This is a genomic window from Actinomyces polynesiensis (genome assembly GCF_000820725.1).
In the GTDB taxonomy this organism is placed as follows: Bacteria; Actinomycetota; Actinomycetes; order Actinomycetales; family Actinomycetaceae; genus Pauljensenia; species Pauljensenia polynesiensis.
The window spans coordinates 1-4,695 of sequence record NZ_CCXH01000033.1; the positions used below are offsets into that span (position 1 = coordinate 1).

Annotated in this window: 3 protein-coding genes; all 3 read left to right on the forward strand. The window is 71.2% G+C overall.

Annotation, left to right across the window (positions count from 1 at the left end):
- Positions 1-113 precede the first annotated feature (113 nt).
- Positions 114-1,010 (forward strand): 4-hydroxy-tetrahydrodipicolinate synthase, encoded by an 897-nt coding sequence (dapA, locus tag TA90_RS01265; protein ID WP_043534213.1) that lies wholly within the window; start codon positions 114-116, stop codon positions 1,008-1,010.
- 94 nt (positions 1,011-1,104) lie between these two features.
- Entirely contained in the window at positions 1,105-2,796 is a 1,692-nt protein-coding gene (locus TA90_RS01270) for a ribonuclease J (protein ID WP_043534214.1), read from the forward strand.
- On the forward strand, positions 2,793-4,695 hold a 1,903-nt coding region (locus TA90_RS01275; RefSeq protein ID WP_147513306.1), incomplete at its 3' end, for a phosphatidylglycerol lysyltransferase domain-containing protein. The genes TA90_RS01270 and TA90_RS01275, both read left to right, overlap by 4 nt.

Genomic DNA, 4,695 nt, shown 5'->3' on the forward strand with positions numbered 1-4,695 from the left:
CGGACCCGCGCCCCCGACCGGCCCCGCCCTCATCCGTACCCACTGCGCACCGGAGGGGCCATCCCACGGGACACGCCCGCACCGAAGCCGTCGGGTCCCCTAGGGTCGGTGGCATGAGCCACGTTCCGCCACGCACCTTCGGATCCCTCGCCCCAGCTCTGGTCACCCCGTTCAACGCCGACGGCACCCTCGACCTCGACACCGCCCAGGCCATCGCGACCAAGCTCGTCGACGACGGCTGTGACACGATCCTCCTGTCGGGCACCACCGGGGAGTCGCCCACGACCCACCAGCCGGAGAAGGACGACCTCACGCGTGCGGTCGTGGAGGCGGTGGGGGAGCGGGCCTTCATCCTGTGCGGTGCCGGTTCCAACGACACGGCGCACGCGGTCCGGATCGCCCAGAGCGCCCAGGCGTGCGGGGCCGACGGTCTGCTCGTCGTCTCGCCCTACTACAACCGGCCCTCCCAGGCGGGGGTGTGCGCCCATGTGCGGGCTGTCGTGGAGGGCACCGACCTGCCGGTCATGCTCTACGACATCCCCGGACGCACGGGGGTCGCCTTCGGTGACGCGACCCTCGACGACCTCTCCTCCCACCCCCGTGTCCTCGCCGTGAAGGACGCCACGGGCAATGTCGAGCAGGGGGTGGAGCGGATGCACCGCACGGGCCTCGAGTACTACTCGGGTGACGACGGCCTGAACTTCGCCTGGTTGACGGGGGGCGCCTCCGGCATCATCTCCGTCGTCGCGCACGTCGCCGCCCCCCACCTGCGGCGCATGGTCGACCTCCTCGATGCCGACGAGGTCTGGGAGGCCCGCGAACTCGCATTCGCCCTCAGGCCCCTCGTCCACGCGGTGATGGGTGGCGGACAGGGGACGGTCATGGCGAAGTGGGCCCTCCACCTCCAGGGCCTCCTCCCCACACCGACCCTCCGGCTGCCCCTCGTGCCTCCCTCGGAGGACGAGGTCGCGCGCCTGGAGTCCGCGATGGGGGACCTCGGGCTCCTCTGAGCCCTCCGCGGGCGGGTCGATGCTCCCGTCACATCGCGGTGGGGCAGGGCACGGTGGGACCCGGGTGCGCGTGCCTGCGTGGCACACTGGGACCATGAAGCCCCTGTACGACAACCTGAAAGAGCCTGCACCCCTCGCCAAGGGTGCACTGCGCGTCATCCCCCTGGGCGGCCTCGGGGAGGTCGGCCGCAACATGAACGTCCTCGAGCACAACGGCAAGCTGCTCATCGTGGACTGCGGTGTCCTCTTCCCCGAGGAGACCCAGCCCGGCGTCGACCTGATCCTCCCCGACTTCTCGTGGATCGAGGACCGGATGGACGACGTGGTGGGCCTGGTGCTCACCCACGGCCACGAGGACCACATCGGCGCCGTCCCCTACCTGCTCAAGCTGCGCGGCGACATCCCGATCTACGGGTCCGAGCTCACCCTCGCCTTCGTCGAGCCGAAGGTCCGCGAGCACCGCCTGCCCACCCCCGAACTCCACGTCGTCACCGAGCACGAGCGCGTGGACCTGGCCCCCTTCGACCTGGAGTTCGTGGCCGTCACCCACTCCATCCCCGACGCACTCGCCGTGTTCGTGCGCACCTCCGCCGGCAAGGTCCTCATCACCGGCGACTTCAAGATGGACCAGCTCCCCCTGGACCACCGCCTCACCGACCTGCGCTCCTTCGCGCGCTTCGGCGAGGAGGGCGTGGACCTGTTCATGGTGGACTCCACCAATGCGGAGGTCCCCGGGTTCATCGCCCCCGAGCGTGAGATCGGTCCCGTCCTGGACCACGTCTTCGCCGACGCCACCGGGCAGATCATCGTCGCCTCCTTCTCCTCCCACGTGCACCGCGTGCAGCAGGTCGTCAACGCGGCAGCCCACAACGGGCGTCGTGTGGCGCTGGTGGGGCGCTCCATGGAGCGCAACATGCGCATCGCGGAGGAGCGCGGCTACCTCACCGTCCCCGAGGGCGTCCTCATCGAGACCTCGAAGATCGGGGACATCCCCCCGGACAAGCGCGTCTACATGGCCACCGGCTCCCAGGGCGAGCCGATGGCGGCCCTGTCGCGCATGGCGGCGGGCTCCCACCGCTTCGTGACGATCGAACCGGGCGACACGGTGGTCTTCGCCTCCTCCCTGATCCCCGGCAACGAGAACTCCGTCTACCGGGTCATCAACGACCTCACGCGCCTGGGCGCGCACGTCGTCCACCGCGGCAACGCGAAGGTCCACGTCTCCGGGCACGCCTCCGCCGGAGAGCTCCTGTACTGCTACAACATCGTCCAGCCCGCCAACGTCATGCCCATCCACGGCGAGGTGCGCCACCTCGTCGCCAACGGACAGCTCGCCGTCAAGACCGGGGTCGACCCGCGCAACGTGGTGCTGGCGGAGGACGGCGTGGTCGTCGACCTCGCCGACGGCCGGGCCCGCGTGGCCGGGGCGGTGCCCTGCGAGTACGTCTACGTCGACGGGCGGTCCATCGGGGAGATCTCCGAGGACGAACTGGAGACCCGCCGCACCCTGGGGTCGGAGGGCTTCATCAGTGTCTACGCGGTCGTCGAGCACGACACGGGCACGGTCCTGGCACGTCCCACCATCCGCGCCATCGGCATGGCCGAGGACGACGGGGTGTTCGACGAGATCCTGCCCGAGGTCGACAAGGCGCTGCGCGACGCGGCGGCCCCCGGCCGCGTGGATCCCCACGTCCTGCAGCAGGCCATGCGACGGGTCCTGGGCCGCTGGGTGGCCCGCAGGCTGCGCCGCCGTCCCATGATCGTGCCGGTGGTCGTCGAGCAGTGACCCGGGAGACCGGGACCTCCTCCTCGCCACTGTCCGCGAGGACCGCCCCCGGTGCCGCAGTGCCCCGGGTGATGCGCGTGCCGACGCTCGTCACGAACGTGTCGGTTCTCGGGGCGCTGTGGTCCCTGGTCGCCCTCGCCCTGCACCACCACAGCCACCCGGCTGTGCGCCTGGTCACCGGGGTCTTCACGGCGTTCAACGTGCCGGTGGGCCCGGGTGTGCTGGAGGCCGTGATCCTGGTGATCCTGGCCGTGGCCGCCTCCCGCCACAAGCGCATCGCCCTGTGGGTGCTGCTCGTCCTGCAGCTGCTCGGGGGGATCTCCTCGGCCACGACGCTGCTGCAGCCGCAGGGGTACGACCCCGCCGCGCTGGTCGTCGCCGCCGTGTCGGTGGCGGTGGCCGTGGTCTCGGTGCCCGTGCTCCTGTGGGCACGCCCCGCCTTCGCGGCCCGCACGGTGAAGGGCTCGGTGGTGGGGGCCGCACTGATCCTCGTGGTCGGTCTGGGACTGAACCTGGTCCTCGGACTGCTCGCGGTGCGCCTCGGGCCCATGCGGCACCAGGACCACGCCTACCAGTGGGTCCTCGCGAAGGTCCTGGGCACCCTGCCCATCTCCTTCGTGACGGATCCCGTCACCGTCCACGGGCCACGGGGGCTCGGCTTCCTCCTGTCCCTGGTCTCCGCCGTGGTGATGGTGCTCGCGCTCTTCTTCTTCCTGCGCGGGCAGCGCATGCCCGGGCGCACACCCGAGGACGACCTCTTCGTGCGCGGACTCCTGGCTCGCTGGGGCGAGGACTCGCTCGGGTACTTCGCCACGCGTGACGACCGCTCGGAGATCGCCTCCTCCGACCGGCGGGCCGCCGTGTCCTACGGGGTCGCGGCCGGGGTGTCCCTGGTGGGTGGGGACCCGCTGGGCGACCCGCAGTCCTGGGACAACGCGATCATGCGGTGGCGTGAGCAGTGCGCCCGCTTCGGGTGGGTCCCCGCGGCGATCTCCGTGTCGGAGTCCGGGGCGCGCGCCTTCCGCAACCAGGGCTTCACGGTGAAGGCCATGGGTGACGAGGCGGTGGTGCACACGCGCCGCTTCGACCTCAACGACCCCCAGATGAAGGCCCTCGCCCAGTCGGTGCGCCGGGTGCGTCGCGAGGGGGTGCAGATCTCGGTGCGCCAGCTGCGCGACATCGACGAGGGCGAACGCCGTGAGCTCGCCCGGGCCGCGGAGGACTTCCGCGAAGGCGCCGAGCGGGGTTTCTCGATGTCGTTGGAGCGCATCCTCGAACCCATTGACTCCCGCACGACCGTCGTGAGCGCCAGGGACCGGGACGGTGCCGTCCAGGGCGTCCTGACCTTCGTGCCCTGGGGAGCCCGGGGACTGTCGCTGACGCTCATGCGCCGCAGTCCCACCTCCGTCAACGGCCTGGTGGAGGCCATGGTGGTGGCCCTCATCGAGCAGGGCCGGGAGACGTCGGTGGAGCTCATCTCGCTGAACTTCGCGATGTTCCGCAGGGTCTTCGACGAGGGCGCGGCCGTGGACGCCACCTGGCCGAACCGCCTGATGCGCCGCATCATGCTGGTGGCCTCACGCTTCTGGCAGATGGACTCCCTCTACGAGTCCAACGCCCGCTACCAGCCCGAGTGGGTCCCGCGCTACCTCTGCTTCCTCAGCTATGCGGAGGCCACCCCCGTGATCATCGCCTCGGGTGTGCTGGAGGGCTTCCTCCCGCAGCTGGGCGCGCGGACCTCCCAACGCTGGAAGGTGACCCCCGACCACCTCGCACGGGTGCGGGCCCTGGAGGACCACGCCGTCGAGGAGGCCGTGCCCACCCCGCGCCCCTCCGAGCAGGAACGTGTGCGCCGCGGGAAGGCCGACCGCCTGCGTGCAGCCGGGATGGAGCCCTGGC